The sequence below is a fragment of the Lysobacter sp. Root916 genome (assembly GCF_001429785.1).
Taxonomy (GTDB): Bacteria; Pseudomonadota; Gammaproteobacteria; order Xanthomonadales; family Xanthomonadaceae; genus Lysobacter.
The window spans coordinates 193,893-208,269 of record NZ_LMJF01000011.1 but is presented as its reverse complement, the minus strand read 5'-3'; the positions used below and the strand labels follow the sequence as shown (position 1 = coordinate 208,269).

The 14,377-nt window shown below is 71.4% G+C and carries 12 protein-coding genes; 6 read left to right on the top strand and 6 right to left on the bottom strand.

The features are described 5' to 3' along the window. Positions 1-8 precede the first annotated feature (8 nt). From ASE35_RS08580 to ASE35_RS08570, 3 genes are read right to left on the bottom strand one after another with little or no spacing between them, the layout of a single operon-like run. Entirely contained in the window at positions 9-1,070 is a 1,062-nt protein-coding gene (locus ASE35_RS08580; RefSeq protein ID WP_057163584.1) for a histidine kinase, read from the bottom strand. Between the two features lie 2 nt (positions 1,071-1,072). Continuing rightward, positions 1,073-1,759, bottom strand: coding sequence for a carboxylesterase (locus tag ASE35_RS08575; RefSeq protein ID WP_157489365.1), 687 nt, complete (start codon positions 1,757-1,759; stop codon positions 1,073-1,075). A gap of 58 nt (positions 1,760-1,817) precedes the next feature. Next, entirely contained in the window at positions 1,818-2,768 is a 951-nt protein-coding gene (locus tag ASE35_RS08570; RefSeq protein WP_057163583.1) for an energy transducer TonB, read from the bottom strand. A gap of 120 nt (positions 2,769-2,888) precedes the next feature. Between ASE35_RS08570 and ASE35_RS08565 the strand changes: the two genes are divergently transcribed. From ASE35_RS08565 to ASE35_RS08550, 4 genes are all read left to right on the top strand, one after another. Then, a complete protein-coding gene (locus ASE35_RS08565) occupies positions 2,889-3,257 on the top strand; it encodes a hypothetical protein (RefSeq protein ID WP_057163582.1) in 369 nt (122 codons plus the stop codon). A gap of 56 nt (positions 3,258-3,313) precedes the next feature. Next, positions 3,314-4,639, top strand: coding sequence for a TolC family protein (locus ASE35_RS08560; protein ID WP_057163581.1), 1,326 nt, complete (start codon positions 3,314-3,316; stop codon positions 4,637-4,639). Then, on the top strand, positions 4,636-5,895 hold the full coding sequence (locus tag ASE35_RS08555; RefSeq protein ID WP_157489364.1) for an efflux RND transporter periplasmic adaptor subunit: 1,260 nt from the start codon (positions 4,636-4,638) through the stop codon (positions 5,893-5,895). The genes ASE35_RS08560 and ASE35_RS08555 overlap by 4 nt, the downstream gene beginning before the upstream one ends. 97 nt (positions 5,896-5,992) lie before the next feature. Continuing rightward, positions 5,993-9,178, top strand: a complete 3,186-nt coding sequence (locus ASE35_RS08550; protein WP_057163580.1) for a CusA/CzcA family heavy metal efflux RND transporter — start codon at positions 5,993-5,995, stop codon at positions 9,176-9,178. Positions 9,179-9,317: 139 nt separating this feature from the next. On the opposite strand, the gene ASE35_RS08545 is transcribed toward ASE35_RS08550, so the two are convergent. Genes ASE35_RS08545 through ASE35_RS08535 form a run of 3 tightly spaced genes read right to left on the bottom strand, consistent with a single transcriptional unit; the run spans position 9,318 to position 12,580 of the window. Beyond that, complete coding sequence (locus tag ASE35_RS08545) at positions 9,318-9,887, bottom strand: hypothetical protein (RefSeq protein ID WP_056178176.1); 570 nt, start codon at positions 9,885-9,887, stop codon at positions 9,318-9,320. 13 nt (positions 9,888-9,900) lie between these two features. Then, on the bottom strand, positions 9,901-12,066 hold the full coding sequence (locus ASE35_RS08540) for a xanthine dehydrogenase family protein molybdopterin-binding subunit (RefSeq protein ID WP_057163579.1): 2,166 nt from the start codon (positions 12,064-12,066) through the stop codon (positions 9,901-9,903). Between the two features lie 58 nt (positions 12,067-12,124). After that, positions 12,125-12,580: a (2Fe-2S)-binding protein gene (locus ASE35_RS08535; protein ID WP_056178173.1), complete on the bottom strand. Its 456-nt coding sequence runs from the start codon at positions 12,578-12,580 to the stop codon at positions 12,125-12,127. Positions 12,581-12,747: 167 nt separating this feature from the next. Here ASE35_RS08535 and ASE35_RS08530 point away from each other — a divergent pair, with 167 nt between their 5' ends. Both ASE35_RS08530 and ASE35_RS08525 read left to right on the top strand, forming a co-directional pair. Continuing rightward, on the top strand, positions 12,748-13,749 hold the full coding sequence (locus ASE35_RS08530) for an XdhC/CoxI family protein (protein WP_162259041.1): 1,002 nt from the start codon (positions 12,748-12,750) through the stop codon (positions 13,747-13,749). After that, entirely contained in the window at positions 13,746-14,369 is a 624-nt protein-coding gene (locus ASE35_RS08525) for a nucleotidyltransferase family protein (RefSeq protein WP_057163578.1), read from the top strand. The genes ASE35_RS08530 and ASE35_RS08525 overlap by 4 nt, the downstream gene beginning before the upstream one ends. Positions 14,370-14,377: the final 8 nt, after the last annotated feature.

Genomic DNA, 14,377 nt, shown 5'->3' with positions numbered 1-14,377 from the left:
TGCGCCCTTCATCGGTACAGCGCCTCCACCCCAGTCGGCACGTGCAGTTCGCACAGATAGTAGTCCTCGGCCCAGCCCGCGGTCATCCGTGCCTGCGGGCCATAGGCGTAGCGCAGGCGCTGGCCGATGCTGCGCTGGGCGTGGCGGGTGCCGTTGCCGGGGCCTTCGGTCGGCGCCGGGGCCGGATTGCGCACCCGCAGGGCCAGCATCGGCCCGCTGACGGCCAGCTCGATTTCCAGGGTGCCGCCGCCGGACAGGCGCGAGATGCCGTGCAGGACCGCGTTCTCGACCAGCGGCTGCAGGACCAGGCGCGGCATCGGCAGGGTCCAGGGCAGCGGCTCGTGCTTGCGCCACTCCACCCGCAGCCGGTCGCCCAGGCGCAGTTGCTCGATCGCCAGGTAGCGCTCGGCCAGCTCGACCTCCTCGGCCAGGCTGGAGTCGGACTCGCCGGCGCCGAGCGCGGCGCGGAACAGGTCCGACAGGTCCAGCACCGCGCGCTCGGCCACCACCGGGTCGCTGCGCACCAGGCCGGCGATGGTGTTCATGCTGTTGAAGAGGAAATGCGGCTTGATCCGCGCCTGCAGCGCGTCGACCTCGGCGCGCGCGCTGGCGCGCACCTGCGCCTTCCAGCCGTCGTTGACGTAGAGATAGCGCAGCACCACGCCGACCGCGAGCATGGTCACCGCCGCGGTGCCCAGGCTGAAACGCGCCAGCGTCACCCCGGGCGGCACTAGGCTGGCGCCGACGGCGTGGTCGATCGAATGGGTGATCGCGGCGAAGGTGGCGCCCAGCAGCGCCGCCGCCGCGGTCGCGATCACGCCGCCCAGGCTGGCCGGCAGACGCAGCAGGCGTTCGCGCGACACGCACAGCAGCACCGACACGGTCAGCGCCAGCCACAACGCGAAGGTGCTGCCGGAGACGAAGCGCTGCCAATCCCAGGGCGCGCCGCCGTCGGGCGCCAGCGCCAGCACGACCACGATCAGCTCGGCCATGCTCAGCATCACCACCAGCCGCGGCAGGCGGCACAGGTCCGGCAGCCAGGGTTCGCGCTCGCTGCCGGAGGCGCTCATGTTCAGGCCGCGAAGCGCCGCGACATCCAGTCGCCGAGGTCGCGGATTTCCTCCAGGCAGACCTGGTGGGCCATCGGATAGGCGTGCCAGTCCGGGCTCAGGCCGAGCGTACGCAGGCGCGCGGCGCTGACTTCGCCGGCGGCGAAGGGCACCACCGGGTCGTAGCTGCCGTGGGCCATGAACAGCGGCTGCGAACGCGCCGCGTCCTGGGTCTCGCGCGCCAGGCGATCGGGCATCGGCAGATAGGTCGACAGCGCGATCAGACCGGCCAGCGGCTGCACGCGGCGCAGGCCCGCGGCCAGGGCCACCGCGCCGCCTTGCGAGAAGCCGGCCAGCAGCACCCGCGACGCCGGCACGCCGCGCTCGGCCTCGCGCGCGATCAGGGCCTCGATCTGGGCCACCGATTCGTCGACGCCGGTTTCGTCGGCGCGGTGGTTGAGATCGCTGAAATCGCGGATGTCGTACCAGGCGCGCATGCGCACGCCGTTGTTGATGGTGACCGCGCGCACCGGCGCGTGCGGGAACACGAAGCGCAGCGCCGGCCAGTCGGGGCGCAGCAGCTCGGGCACGATGGGTGCGAAATCGTTGCCGTCGGCGCCCAGCCCGTGCAACCACAGCACGGTCCAGGCCGGCGCCGGGCCGGTTTCGTGTTCGACGGTGTCCAGCAGGGGGGCGGTGGCGGTAGTCATCGCCGCATTGTGCGCTGCCGCCCCGGCGAGCCGCCAGCACCGGCGTCACGGCGCCGGCTCAGCCCTTGGGCAGGCGGAAGCTCAGGGTGCGGCTGGTCGGTACGCGCTCGCCGCCGGCCTCGAAGCGCCAGCGCGAAACCGCGGCCAACGCGGCTTCGTCGAACACGCCCGGCGGCGTCGACGACAGCAGGCGCACCGCGGTCACGCTGCCGTCGGGCTGGATCACGAAGGCGATCTGCACGCTGCCCTCGATGCGTCGATTGAGCGCGCTGAGCGGATAGCGCGGCGCGGAATCGCTGATCAGGCGCGGCAACGGGCGCGTGGCGGGCGCGGCATTGCGCGCAGCGGGCGGCGTCAGCGGCGCGATGGCGATCGGTTCGGCGGCGGCGATCTGCGCTGCGGCCGCGCTCGGCGTCGCCACGGGCGGCGGCGCAACGGGCGCGGGTGCAGGCGTGGATGCGGACGCGGACGGCGGCGGTTTGACCGGGTTCGCCGATACGAGCGCGCGCTGTTGCGCCAGCCGCAGTTGCTCGGCCTGCTGCGCGTCCATGCGCTGGATCTGTTCGACTTGCGCGGCGCGCGCCGCCAGCAGGCTCTCGCGCAGGCGCGGCAGCGCGGGCGCCTGCGCGTCCACGCGTGCCAGCAGATCCAGCATGCGTTGCGCTTCGTTCAGCTCGCCGCCGGCCAGGGCTTGCTCGCCGGCGATCAGCACGTAGGGCTGCAGCTCCTGCAAGGCGCTGGCGACGGCGGCCTCGCCGGGCTGTTTGTCGCGCAAGGCCAGGTAGTACTCGACCGCGTTGTCGCCGGCCGGCGCGTACATGCGCTGGCTGCGCAGGGCCTGCGCGGCCAGCGTGCGCAAACGCTGCGCATCCAGGCTGGCCAGGGCCGGGCGCGCCGGCGCCACCTCCAGCGACGAGGAGGCCTGCAGGCTCTGCGGTGGCCGTTCGCCGCCGCATGCGGCCAGGCACGCCAGCGCGGCGACGACCGCACAGCTCCGAACCCACTTCATGGCACGCCCCCTGTAGACGAGGCGCGCAGTCTGGCCAGCGCATGTGACGGCCGTGCGGCACGCACTGTGCCGGGTCGGCGCAATTGTGTATCGCCGCACCGGGCCCGTACCCTAGCGCTCATGTCCGGCCTGCCGCCCCTGTCCTCGATCCTGCGCTGCCTGGTCTTCGGCCTGCTCATGACGATGGCCGTGGTCCGGCCCGCGCTGGCCTTCGCCGAGGAAGCGCGCGAGATCGCGGCGCTCGACGCCCAGAGCGAATCCAACCTGGGCGAGCACGGCCACGACCATCCGCCGGGCAAGCCCGGCGCCGGCGACGACAACGACAACCGCTGGCACTTGAGCCACTGCTGCGGCCAACAGGCCGCGATGCTGCCGCGCTACGAATTGCGCATGCTCGCGCCCGACGCGCGCGCGCCGATGCCGCCGCGCGCGTTCGCCTTCGTACCGGCACCGCAGCCGGTACCGTTCCGTCCCCCGATCGCGGGCTGAGGTTTACGCCGGCTGTGCCGGCCGCACCTTCCTGTCCCGATTCGGAGTACGTCCCCATGTGGTTGCGTCCAGCGGCTTCGGCCGTCCTGGCGGCTGCGCTGTGCTTTCCGGCACAAGCGCAATCGTCGCCCCCTGCTTCAGTCGCCGCACCTGCCGCCGCACCCGCCGGCGCGGCGGCGTTCACCCTCGACGATGCGCTCGCGCGCATCGACGCCACCCACCCCGACCTGCGCCTGTTCGGCGGCCGCCGCGACGCGCTCGCGGCCGAACTCGACCGCGCCGGCCAACGCCCGGCGCTGACCGCCGGCGCGACGCTGGAGAACGCGTTCGGCAGCGGCGAGCTCAGCGGCCTGCGCGGCGCCGAGTTGTCGCTGACCCTGGCCTCGGTGTTCGAACGCGGCGGCAAGCTCGACGCGCGACGCACGCTCGCGCAAAGCCGCATCGACGCGCTCGCCGTCGAACGCGAAAGCCGGCGCCTGGATCTGTTGGCCGAAGCGGCGCGCCGCTACCTGAATATCGTCGCCGCGCAGCGCCAACACGCGATCGCCGAACTCGACATCGGCCAGCGCCAACGGACCGTCGCCGCGGCGCGCCAGCGCCTGCAGGCCGGCGCCTCGCCGGAATCGGTGGTGCTGACCGCGCAGGCGGCGCTGGCGCGCGCCGAACTCGAGCGCGAACGCGCCTCGCAGCGTCGGCTCGCCGCGCGCCGGCACCTGGCGGCGCTGTGGGGCGAGCGCGATCCGGGCTTCGCTGCCGCCGCCGGCGATCCTCTGACGCTGCCGGCGATCCAGGACTTCGACGCGCTCGCCGAGCTGCTGCAGCGCAGCCCGGAGATCGCGCGCTTCGCCGACGAGGGCCGCATCCGCGAGGCGCGGCTGCAGCTCGCGCGCACCCAGGCGACGCCGGATCTGGAGTGGCAGTTCGGCCTGCGTCGCCTGCAGGAGACCGGCGACCAGGCGCTGCTGGGCAGCGTGGCCCTGCCCCTGGGGGCGTCGCGTCGCGCCGCTCCCGATATCCGCGCCGCCGAAGCCGAGCTGGCGATGCTGGGGATCGAACGCGAAGCCCAGGGCATGTCGCTGTATTCGACCCTGGCCGATGCGCACGGCCGCTACCAGGTCGCCGCGCTCGAGGTGCGACGCCTCAACGACGACGTGCTGCCCAAGCTCGCGCGCGCCGAAGCCGCGGCCGAACGCGCTTACCGCGCAGGCGCCATCAGCTACCTCGAATGGGCGCAGCTGCAGTCCGAGCGCACCAATGGGCGCAAGCAGCAATTGGAGGCCGCGCTCGAAGCGCAGCGCGCCCTGATCGAAATCCAGAGGCTCACCGGCGAGGCCTTCGTCGCCGCTCCGGCCGCCTCCACCGCACAAGGAACCGCCCCGTGAAGATCTCTCACTTCAGCGCCGCATTGGCCTTGACCCTGCTGCTGGCCGCCTGCGGCGGCGATCCGTCCGCGCAAGCCGAGCACGCCCACGAGGAAGGCGACGCGCATGCCGAGGCCGAAGCGCCGCGCAAGGGCGAGCACGGCGGCCGCGTGCTGGAAAGCAACGGCTATGCCGTGGAGTTGGCGATCGCCGAGGACGGCACGCCGCCGAAGTACCAGGCCTGGCTATACCGCGACGGCAAGCCGCTGTCGGCGTCCGCCGGCAGCGTCGAGGTCCGGCTCAAGCGTCTGGGCGGCGTCGCCGAGACTCATGCCTTGAAGCCCCAGGCGGACGGCAGCCTGATGGCCGCCAGCGTCGTCGGCGAACCGCATTCGTTCGACGTCGAAGTGACGGCCCGCATCGCCGGCACGGCCTTGCGTTGGGCCTATCCCAGTTACGAGGGGCGGACCCAGATCGCGGCCAAGGTCGCGCACGACGCCGGCATCCGCGTCGCGCCGGCCGCGGCCGGGGTGATCGCCGATGAGCACGAAGTCCAAGGCCTGCTCACTCCGGTCGAAGGGCGGGTCGCCAAGGTGGCGGCGCGCTTCCCCGGCCCGGTGCGGCGCTTGAACGCGAACGTCGGCGACCAGGTACGCGCCGGCCAGCCGCTGGCCAGCATCGAAAGCAACCTGAGCCTGACCACCTACACCGTCGCCTCGCCGATCGCCGGCGTGGTGCTCGCGCGCAACGCCGCGGTCGGCTCGGTGGCCGGCGAAGGCGCGGCGCTGTTCGAAGTCGCCGACCTGTCTTCGCTGTGGGTCGACCTGCACGTGTTCGGCGCCGATGCCCAACACATCCAGGCCGGCGTGCCGGTTACCGTGACCCGCATGAGCGACGGCGTCACCGCCGACACCACGCTGGAACGCGTGCTGCCCGGCACCGCCACCGCCAGCCAGAGCACCGTGGCGCGCGCGACCATCGCCAACGCCGACGGCCTGTGGCGGCCGGGTTCGGCGGTCAAGGCGCGCATCACGGTGGAGCGCCAGCCGGCCCAGCTGGTGGTGCCGCTGGCGGCGCTGCAGACCTTCCGCGATTGGGATGCGGTGTTCATCCGCCACGGCGACGTCTACGAAGTGCGGCCGGTCGAACTGGGCAAGCGCGACGCGCAACGGGTGGAGGTGCTTTCGGGGCTGAAAGCCGGCGATCAGGTGGTGGTCGAGCAGAGCTACGTGGTGAAGGCGGACATCGAGAAGTCCGGCGCTTCCCACGACCACTGAGGGCGCAACGGTCCGCCAGGCCTGTCGGCCAGCGGTCCGGCGCACGCCGCCGCGTCGTTCGCGATGCGCGGCCCACCCGAATACCGAGGAAACACTCATGCTCGAGAAAATCATTCGCTTCGCCATCGCGCACCGATGGCTGATGATCGCGCTGACGTCGGCGCTGATCGGCGTGGGCGTCTGGAGCTTCACCAAGCTGCCGATCGACGCCACGCCCGACATCACCAACGTCCAGGTGCAGATCAACACCGAGACACCCGGTTACTCGCCGCTGGAATCCGAACAGCGGGTGACCTTCCCCATCGAAACCACGCTGGCCGGACTGCCGGGCCTGGACTACACGCGCTCGATTTCCCGCTACGGCCTGTCGCAGGTCACGGTGGTGTTCAAGGACGGCACCGACCTGTTCTTCGCACGCCAACAGGTCGCCGAGCGCATCCAGCAGGTGAAATCGCAGCTGCCGGCCGAACTGGAGCCGCAGATGGGCCCCGTCGCCACCGGCATGGGCGAGATCTTCATGTACACGGTCGATGCCAAGCCCGATGCGCGCAAGAAGGACGGCACGCCCTGGACCGCGACCGACCTGCGCACCTTGCAGGACTGGGTGGTGCGGCCGCAGTTGCGCAATACGCCCGGCGTGACCGAGGTCAACACCATCGGCGGCTACGCCCGCCAGATCCACATCACGCCCGACCCGGCGCGGCTGGTGGCGCTGGGATTCACCCTGCACGACGTGGTCGCGGCCGTCGCGGCCAACAATCAGAACGTCGGCGCCGGCTACATCGAACGCAACGGCCAACAGTTCCTGGTGCGCGCGCCGGGCCAGGTCGCCGATCTCGATGCGATCCGCGACATCGTGCTGGACCGTCGCGACGGCGTGCCGATCCGCGTGCGCGACGTGGCCGAGGTCGGCGAAGGCCCGGAGCTGCGCAACGGCGCGGCGACCCAGAACGGCCGCGAGGTGGTGCTGGGCACGGCGTTCATGCTGATCGGCGCCAACAGCCGCGAAGTGGCGCAGGCCGCCGCCGAAAAACTGGCCGTGGCCAACAAAAGCCTGCCGGCCGGCGTGTCGGCCGCGCCGGTGTACGACCGCACCGCGCTGGTCGATCGCACCATCAAGACGGTGGCCAAGAACCTGATCGAAGGCGCCTTGCTGGTGATCGTGGTGTTGTTCCTGTTGCTGGGCAATTTCCGCGCGGCCTTGATCACCGCCGCGGTCATCCCCTTGGCGATGCTGTTCACGATGACCGGCATGGTCCGCGGCGGCGTGTCGGGCAATCTGATGAGCCTGGGCGCGCTCGACTTCGGCCTGATCGTGGATGGCGCGGTCATCATCATCGAGAACTGCCTGCGCCGCTTCGGCGAACTGCAGCATGCGCTGCAACGCCCGCTCAGCGACGAGGAACGGCTGGATACGACCGCGTCGGCGACCGCCGAGGTGATCCGTCCCAGCCTGTTCGGCCTGGGCATCATCACCGCGGTGTATTTGCCGATCTTCGCTCTCACCGGCGTCGAGGGGAAAATGTTCCACCCGATGGCCATCACCGTGGTGCTGGCGCTGACCGGCGCGATGCTGCTGTGCCTGACCTTCGTGCCCGCGTCCATCGCCCTGTTCCTGCGCGGCCGCGTCGAGGAAAAGGAAACCCGGCTGATGCGCTGGTCGCGCCAGGCCTACGAACCCGCACTGGCCTGGGCCTTGCGTCGCCGCGCCTGGGTGATCGGCGGCGCGCTGGCCGGCATCGCCTTGTGCGGCTTGCTGGCGACGCGATTGGGCTCGGAGTTCATTCCCAGCCTGGACGAGGGCGACATCGCCATGCATGCGATGCGCATTCCGGGCACCAGCCTGGAGCAGGCGATCAAGATGCAGGCCACCCTGGAAGCGCGCATCAAGCAGTTCCCGGAGGTGGAGCGCGTGTTCGGAAAACTCGGCACCGCCGAGGTCGCGACCGACCCGATGCCGCCCTCGGTCGCCGACACCTTCCTGATGCTCAAGCCGCGCGAGCAATGGCCGAACCCGCGCAAATCCAAGGCGCAGCTGGTCGCCGAGATCGAAGCGGCGGTCAAGCAATTGCCGGGCAACAACTACGAGTTCACCCAGCCGATCCAGATGCGCATGAACGAGCTGATCTCGGGCGTGCGCGCCGACGTGGCGATCAAACTCTACGGCGACGACCTGGATCGCTTGGTCGAAGTCGGCCGGCGCATCGAGGAGGTAGCCAAAGCGGTGCCCGGCGCCGCCGACGTCAAGCTGGAACAGGCGACCGGCTTGCCCTTGCTGACGATCGTGCCGGACCGGCAGGCGCTGGTGCGTTACGGCCTCAATCCCGGCGCGGTGCAGGACACGGTGGCGACGGCGGTGGGCGGCGAAGTGGCCGGCCAGCTGTTCGAAGGCGATCGCCGCTTCGACATCGTGGTTCGCCTGCCCGAGCGTCTGCGCCAGGATCCGGCGGCTCTGCAGGACCTGCCCATCCCGTTGGCCGGCAACGACAACGTCGACGAGTCCAGCCGCGCCGCCGCGTGGATGTCCGGCGCGCCGCAGACGGTGCCGCTGCGCGAGGTGGCGAAGATCGAGACCACCCTGGGGCCGAACCAGATCAATCGCGAAAACGGCAAGCGCCGCGTGGTGATCACCGCCAACGTGCGCGGCCGCGACCTGGGCGGCTTCGTCGGCGACCTGCGCCAACGCGTGGCGACCCAGGTCGAGCTGCCGACCGGCTACTGGATCGACTACGGCGGCACCTTCGAGCAGTTGATATCGGCCAGCCAGCGCCTGGCGATCGTGGTGCCGGTGACGCTGGCGATCATTTTCGCCCTGCTGTTCTGGGCCTTCGGCTCGGCCAAGGACGCGGCCATCGTGTTCAGCGGCGTGCCGTTGGCGCTGACCGGCGGCGTGATCGCGTTGGCGCTGCGCGGGATACCGCTGTCGATCTCCGCCGGCGTGGGCTTCATCGCGCTATCGGGCGTGGCGGTGCTCAACGGCCTGGTGATGATCGCCTTCATCCGCAAGCTGCGCGAGCAGGGCGACCGCCTCGACGACGCCATCGTCGACGGCGCCTTGGGACGCTTGCGTCCGGTGCTGATGACGGCACTGGTGGCCTCGCTGGGTTTCCTGCCGATGGCCTTCAACGTCGGCGCCGGTTCGGAAGTGCAGCGGCCGCTGGCGACGGTGGTGATCGGCGGCATCGTGTCTTCGACGCTGCTGACCTTGCTGGTGTTGCCGGTGTTGTATCGGTGGTTGCATCGGGATGAGGAGGCGGTTCAGAAGGCGACGCCTGCGCGCTGATACGGCGAGGCCCGCGTCGTGAGACGCGGGCCTCATTTGCAGTTCAGTCCGATAGTCGCTGCGATTGCGTCGCCGCGTTGCTTCCATCGCGGCTTACGCCGCTCCCACAGGGAGCAAAGGTGCTCCCGCAGCCGGTTCGCTACGCCGCCGGACAGGGACCGCCCGCATCGGCCCAGAGTTTGAACTGGGCGACGAACTCGTCGTGCGGCACCGGCACCGGCAGGCGGTTGCCGCCGGGCTCCCAGCCCCATAGCACCAGCTTGTCCTCGCTGACGTGCTTGAGCAAAGCGGCGAAGTCGCGGCCGCCGTTGCGCTTCTGGTCCTGGATCATTTCGCACAGCTGCTTGGGCGGCAGGCCGATCCAGGCCATCTTGCGATCCGGCGGCGGCAGCTGCCAATGCGGCGCGCCCGGCGGCGCGTTGGGGCCGTAGCTGGCGGGCAGGTTCTTCTCGCCGTGACAGGTCGCGCAGGGCAGGCCGACCGCGCCCTTGCCCTCGGGGCCGCGCACCACGCCCATCGCGTGCGGTTGGCCGTTGTCGAACTGCAGCGGCTGATCGCCGGGGATGTGGCAGTTCTGGCAACGCGGGTGCTGGAACACCTTCTGCACGGTGGCGAACGCGACCAGCGCTTTTTCGCGTTGCTCGGGGCTGGGGCGCGGACCGCAGGCGGCGAGCGCGAGGACCACACCGCAGATCAGCAGGATGCGCATGTCGTCGTCCTCCTCAGGCCTTGAGCCGCAGCGGCAGTTCGCGCAGGCGCTGCCCGGTCAGGGCGAACACCGCGTTGGCGACCGCCGGCGCGATCGGCGCCGTGCCCGGTTCGCCGGCGCCGCCCATGCGTTCGGTGCTGGGCACGATGTGAACCTCGACCTGCGGCATCTCGTTGAGGCGCAGCACCTGGTAGTCGTGATAGTTGGACTGCTGCACGCGCCCGTCCTGGAAACTCAGCGCGCTGTGCAGCGCCGCGCCCAGGCCGAAGGCGATGCCCGATTCCATCTGCGCGCGCACGCCTTCCGGGTTCACCGCCAGGCCGCAGTCGATCGCGCACACCACCCGGTGCACGCGGATCGCGCCGTTCTCCACCGAGACCTCGGCGATCTGGGCCAGGAAACTGCCGAAGGATTCGTGCACGGCGACGCCGCGCCCGCGCCCTTGCGCGGCCGGCGTGCTCCAGCCGGCCTTCTCAGCGGCCAGGTTCAGCGCGGCCAGATGACGCGGATGCGACTTGAGCAGCGCGCGCCGGTATTCGACCGGATCCTTTTTCGCCGCATGCGCGAGCTCGTCGATCAGGCTTTCCATCACGAAGGCGTTGTAGCTATGCCCGACCGAACGCCACCACAGCACCGGGATGCCGGTCTTGGGCGAATGCAGTTCGACGCGGTGGTCGGGGATGTCCTTCAGGTACGGCGAATCGGACACGCCCTCCACCGAGGTCGCGTCCACGCCGTTCTTGACCATCAGCGCCTCGAACGGCGTGCCGCCGATGATGGACTGGCCGACCAGGCGATGCTGCCAGGCCACCGGATAGCCCTGCGCGTCGACCGCGATGCGAGCCTGCTGCAGGTACATCGGCCGGTAGTAGCCGCCGCGCACATCGTCCTCGCGCGACCACACCGTCTTGACCGGCTTGCCCGCGGCCTTGGCGACCTGCACCGCTTCGGACACGAAATCCGAGTTGGTGGTGGCGCGCCGGCCGAAGCCGCCGCCCAGGAACATGGTGTGGATCTGCACCTGTTCGGGCTTGAGGCCGAGGATGCCGGCGGCGGCATGCTGGTCGCCGGTCTGGAACTGGGTGCCGGTCCAGATCTCGCAGCCGTCGCCGTCGATCTTGACCGTGCAGTTCAGGGGCTCCATCGGCGCGTGCGCGAGATAGGGCGTGTGGTACTCGGCGTCCAGGGTCTTGCCGGCCTTGGCCAGCGCGGCGGCGGCATCGCCGGCCTGCGCGGCGACGGCGCCCGGGGTGGCGGCGAGCTTGCGGAACTCCTCGCGCAGCTTGACCGTGTCCAGGCCCGCGTTCGGGCCCAGGTCCCAGTCCACTTTCAGCGCATCGCGGCCCTGCTTGGCGGCCCAGTAATGATCGGCGACCACGGCCACGCCGCTGGGCACCTGAACCACGTCGCGCACGCCCGGCACGGCCTTGGCCGCGGCGGCGTCGAAGGATTTGACGGTGCCGCCGAACACCGGCGCGCGCGCGACCACCGCGGTCAGCAGGCCGTCGAACTGCACGTCCATGCCGAACTTCGCGCGCCCGGTGATCTTCTCCGGCGAATCCAGGCGCTTGGTCGGCTTGCCGATGATCTTCCAGTCCTTGGCGTCCTTGAGCACCGGCGCGGCCTTCGGCGCCGGCAGTTTCGCGGCATCGGCGGCGAGCTCGCCGTAGCGCGCGCGTTGCGTGCCGGCCACGACCACGCCGTTCTCGGTGCGGATGTCCGCCTCGGCCACGCCGAAGCGCTGCGCGGCCGCCGCCACCAGCAGCTGGCGCGCGGTCGCGCCGGCCTGGCGGTAGCGGTCGAATTCGGACCAGGTGCTGGTGGAACCGCCGGTCATCTGCTGGCCGAACGCGGTGTGCGCGTAGGCCGGCGCGGCCGGCGCGTGTTCGACGCGGATCTTGGACCAGTCCGCATCCAGTTCCTCGGCGACCAGCATGGCCAGGCCGGTCCACACGCCCTGGCCCATCTCCGAATGCGCGATCAGCACGGTCACGCTGTCGTCTTCGCCGATGCGCAGGAAGGCATTGGGCACGAACGGCGCGGCGGCGCTGGCGGCGGCCGGCGCGGCCAGCGCGTAGCGGCGCGCGCCGGGGACCACGAAGCCGATCACCAGCCCGCCGCCGAGGACGGCACCGGCCTTGAGGAATCGACGTCGGGAAGGCTGAGGCACAGCGTTCACGGCACACCTCCGTTGCGAATGACGAAGCTCGCGGCGGCCGCGCGGCCGCGCGCGCGACTCAGGCCTTGCCGAGCCCCGCCGCGCGCTTCACCGCCGCGCGGATGCGCGGGTAGGTGCCGCAGCGACAGATGTTGCCGGACAAGGCCTGATCGATATCGGTGTCGGTGGGCGCGGGCACCTTGGCCAGCAAGGCCGCCGCCGACATGATCTGACCGGACTGGCAGTAGCCGCACTGGACCACGTCCAGCTCGGCCCAGGCGCGCTGCACCGGATGGCTGCCGTCGGCCGACAGACCTTCGATGGTGAGGATCTGTTTGCCTTCCACGGTCGATACCGGGGTCACGCAGGCGCGGCGCGGGGCGCCGTCGACGTGCACGGTGCAGGCGCCGCATTGGGCGATGCCGCAACCGAACTTGGTGCCGGTGAGTTGCATCAGGTCGCGCAGGACCCAGAGCAGGGGCATGTCGGGTGGGGCGTCCACCTCGTGCTCGCTGCCGTTGACATGCAGTTTCATGGATCCCTCGCGGCGGCTGGGGAAAGCCGAACATACGCCTGCGGCCGTGTTTACGCCATCCATGGCCGGCGCCCTGCAAGAAGCGCGCCTGTCCTGCGGCCGCCCGCATTGCAGGCGTCATGGCCAGACCGCATGATCGGGCGGTCGTCCGCGCTCAGGGATTCGCCGTGCCAGACGCTCCGCCCGTTGCGCCCGCCCTGCCCGCCGCCGGCGGCGTGCGCGGCACCCTGGAAGCCGCGGTGCGCGCGCAGGAACGCGGCGACCCGGCCAGCCTGGCCGTGGTCCTGGAAAGCGAGGGCTCGACCTACGTGCACCCCGGCGCGGCGGCCCTGTTCGGCGCGCGCGAGGGCCAGGTCGGCTGGCTCAGCGGCGGCTGCATCGAGCCCGAGATCGAGGAGCTGGCCGCGACCGCGGCGCGCTACGGCCGGGTCGAGTGGATGGACATCGACACCCGCAGCGACGAGGACCTGTTCGACGGTTCGGCGATCGGCTGCCGCGGCCGCCTGCGCCTGGCCCTGCTGCCGCTGGCCGCACTGCGCGAACTGCCGGCGCTGGTCGACGAGTGGCGGCGCGGTCACGGCGACCTGCGCCTGGACATCAACCTCAACGGCGCCATGCGCGTGCGCGTCGGCGGCGAGCACCAGCCCTGGACCCTGCCGGTGGCGACGCCCTCGTGGCTGGGCCGCGGCGCGACCGCCTGGCTGCTGGAGATCGCGCGGCCGCCGTCGGTGCTGGTGTTCGGCGCCGGTCCGGAATCGGCCTCGCTGCTGCCGCTGCTGCGCTCGCTGGGCTGGATCACCAGCGTGGTCGAGCGCCGCCCGCGCTGGACCGCCCAGGCCGCGCACGCCGACTACGCGATCGCGCGTGCCCCCGCGCAGGCGTTGGCGAGCGCGCGTCCGCACGACGCCGCGCTGGTCATGCATCATCATTTCGAACTCGACCGCGAAGCGCTGGAAGCCTTGGCCACGAGCGAGATCGGATTCGTCGGCCTGCTCGGGCCCCACCAGCGTCGCGACGACCTGTTCCGGGTGCTGCCCGAAGCCGCGCGCGCCGCGCTCGCGCCGCGCCTGCACGCGCCGATCGGGCTCAAGCTCGGCGGCGACGGCCCGGAAGCGATCGCGCTCAGCGTCGCCGCGCAGCTGCAGTCGCTGCGCCACGCACCGGCATGACGCATGCGGCGCTGGTGCTGGCCGCGGGCGGCAGCCGCCGGCTCGGTCGCGCCAAGCAACTGTTGACGCGCGACGGCGAACGCCTGATCCATCGCGCCGTGCGCCTGGCCGCGCAGACGGGACCGCAGCGCCTGTTGGTGGTGCTGGGAGCGCAGGCCGACGCCCTGCAAGCCGCGATCGCCGACCTGCCCGCCGAGGTCTGCCTCAATCCAAATTGGGAGCTCGGCTTGGCGAGTAGCTTGCACTGCGGCGCGACGGCCTTGGCTACACACGCCGGGCCCGTGCTGATCCTGGGCTGCGATCAACCGGCCTTGGAGTTGGAACATCTGCAAGCGCTGCTCGCAGGCGCGACGCGCGCGCGCTCGCAGTGCGCGGCGACCCGCCACGGCGATGCGCCGGGCATTCCGGCGGTGGTCTCAGGCGAACTGATGGCGCAGGCGCGTGGCCTGCACGGCGACCGCGGCTTCGGTGCGCTGCTCGCGCGCCTGCCGCCGGATGAACTGACCTGGCTCGAAGCCCCCGCCTTGCATTGGGACATCGACGTGGAAGCCGACGTCGCGCGCGCGGCCGCGGCCGGCTTGCTGGATCGTGGCGTATTGGATCGCGGCGCGAACGCCTGAGAGGCGCC

What these genes read in the sequence shown, in the direction of transcription:
- ASE35_RS08580 (WP_057163584.1), bottom strand. Translation starts at nt 1,070, where the DNA reads ATGAGCGCCTCCGGCAGCGAGCGCGAACCCTGGCTGCCGGACCTGTGC.
- ASE35_RS08575 (WP_157489365.1), bottom strand. Translation starts at nt 1,759, where the DNA reads ATGACTACCGCCACCGCCCCCCTGCTGGACACCGTCGAACACGAAACC.
- ASE35_RS08570 (WP_057163583.1), bottom strand. Translation starts at nt 2,768, where the DNA reads ATGAAGTGGGTTCGGAGCTGTGCGGTCGTCGCCGCGCTGGCGTGCCTG.
- ASE35_RS08565 (WP_057163582.1), top strand. Translation starts at nt 2,889, where the DNA reads ATGTCCGGCCTGCCGCCCCTGTCCTCGATCCTGCGCTGCCTGGTCTTC.
- ASE35_RS08560 (WP_057163581.1), top strand. Translation starts at nt 3,314, where the DNA reads ATGTGGTTGCGTCCAGCGGCTTCGGCCGTCCTGGCGGCTGCGCTGTGC.
- ASE35_RS08550 (WP_057163580.1), top strand. Translation starts at nt 5,993, where the DNA reads ATGCTCGAGAAAATCATTCGCTTCGCCATCGCGCACCGATGGCTGATG.
- ASE35_RS08545 (WP_056178176.1), bottom strand. Translation starts at nt 9,887, where the DNA reads ATGCGCATCCTGCTGATCTGCGGTGTGGTCCTCGCGCTCGCCGCCTGC.
- ASE35_RS08535 (WP_056178173.1), bottom strand. Translation starts at nt 12,580, where the DNA reads ATGAAACTGCATGTCAACGGCAGCGAGCACGAGGTGGACGCCCCACCC.
- ASE35_RS08525 (WP_057163578.1), top strand. Translation starts at nt 13,746, where the DNA reads ATGACGCATGCGGCGCTGGTGCTGGCCGCGGGCGGCAGCCGCCGGCTC.